Source organism: Kitasatospora sp. MBT63, assembly GCF_000710465.2.
Lineage (GTDB): Bacteria > Actinomycetota > Actinomycetes > Streptomycetales > Streptomycetaceae > Kitasatospora.
This window is the reverse complement of record NZ_JAIZ01000728.1, coordinates 17,960-19,729: the sequence shown is the minus strand read 5'-3', so window position 1 is coordinate 19,729 and position 1,770 is coordinate 17,960. Positions and strand designations below refer to the sequence as shown.

The 1,770-nt window shown below is 79.6% G+C and carries 1 protein-coding gene; it reads left to right on the top strand.

Annotated features, from left to right (window positions below; translation table 11 throughout):
- Positions 1 to 1,735 (top strand): FtsK/SpoIIIE domain-containing protein (locus AA75_RS37865; protein WP_033824976.1); only part of this gene is annotated, 1,735 nt, incomplete at its 5' end.
- Positions 1,736 to 1,770 lie beyond the last annotated feature (35 nt).

The window sequence follows — 1,770 nt, the reverse complement described above, 5'->3', positions numbered from 1 at the left end:
CCCCCGGGCCCGGGTGGCGGGGCTGGCCCGCGCGCTGGTCGCCCAGCTCGCCACCCTGCACCCGCCGACCGGGCTCAACCTCGTGCTGGCCGCCGCCGACGAGGAGGCCGCCGCCGAGTGGACCTGGGCCCAGTGGCTGCCGCATCTGCGCCCGGCCCACGGCCAGGCCTGCCGGCTGCTGGTCGGGGCCGGCCCCGAGCAGACCGCGGCCCGGCTGGCCGAGCTGGCCGCCGTCGGCTCCGGCCCGCCCGCCACCGTCGTGCTGGTCGACGGCGACCCGGGCACCCCGGCCGGCCGCGAGGCACTGGCCCAGCTGCTGCACCGGGGCCCGGCCGACGGTGTCTTCACCATCTGCCTGTCCGAAGGGGCCGAGCAGCTGCCGGCCGGCCTCGGCGCGAGGGCCCTGGTCACCGGCGAGGTCGGCACCCTGCTCACGGTCGAGCGGCCGGCCGGCGGGACCCGGGAGGCAGCGACCCGTGAGGCAGCGACCCGCGAGGTGGTGGAGGAGGTCGCCCTCGACGCCGTCCCGCCCGCCTGGGCCGAGCGGCTGGCCCGGGTGCTCGCCCCGCTGCGGGAGGCCGCGCCGGTCGCCCGCGGACCACTGCCCGCCTCGCTGCGCCTGCTCGACCTGCTGGGCCTGGACAGCGTCACCCCCGCCAAGGTGTCCGCCCGCTGGTCCGAGCTGCCGCTGTCGGCCGGCGCGGCCGGGGCGCTGCTCGGCACCGCGCGCGGCGGCGAGCCATGCACCGTCGACCTGGCCGACCCCGAGCTGGCCTCCGTCCAGCAGGGCGGGCCACACCTGCTGATCGGCGGCGGCGCGGGCGCCGGCAAGACCGAGCTGCTGCGCACCCTGATCGCCTCGCTGGCGGTCGCGGAGCGGCCGGAACGGCTGCGGCTGACGGTCATCGAGGGCCGGGCGCCGTCCGGTACGGACGAGGCCGGCGGCCTCGCCGGCTGTACCGACCTGCCGCACGTGACCGACCACCTCAACGCGGCCGCCGACCCGCGGCAGGCCCTGCTGACGGCCGAATCACTGCTGGACGAGCTGACCACCCGCACCGAACTGCTCGGGGAGCTCGGCTTCACCGCCTGGCACGCCGCCCGGCGGTTCGCCCGGACCCCGGCGCTGGTCGCCAGCGGCGGCACGCCGGCGGGCAGCCGCTCCGGTGACGGCCCGCGGATCATCGAACCGCGCCGGGCCCCGGGCAGCCCGGCCGCGGACGGGCCGGCCCCGAGCCGGCTGATAGTCGTGGTCGACGACTACGACGCGCTGCTGGCGCCGACGTCCGCCGCCGGGCGGCCGCTGGCCCGGGCCCTGGCGGAGGTGGCCCGCCGCGGCGGACGGCTCGGCGTGCACCTGGTGGCGGCCACCGGGGCGCCGGAGCTGACGGCCGGATCCGAGGTGGACGAGGCCGCTCTGCTGCGGATCGCGCTGCGCACCGACCAGCCGTCCGAGTCCGACCTGCTGATCGATCTGCCGGACGCCGCGGCCGTCCCGGAGGACACCCCGGGCCGCGGTTACCTGCGCCGCCCCGACGGCGGGGTGACGGCCTTCCAGGCCGCCAAGGTGAGCGGCCGGATCCCCCGTACGGCCACCCTGCGGCCGACGGTGGTCGCGATCGACCCGTCCCAGCTGGGCGCGCCGCCCACCCGCCGCCCGGTCCGCGAGCTGGGCAACGGCCCGACCGACCTAGCGCTGCTGGCCAGCGCGCTCCAGCGGGCGGCCGCCGGCTAGCGCCACCGGGCGGGCGCGCCGCACCCTCGCGTCGC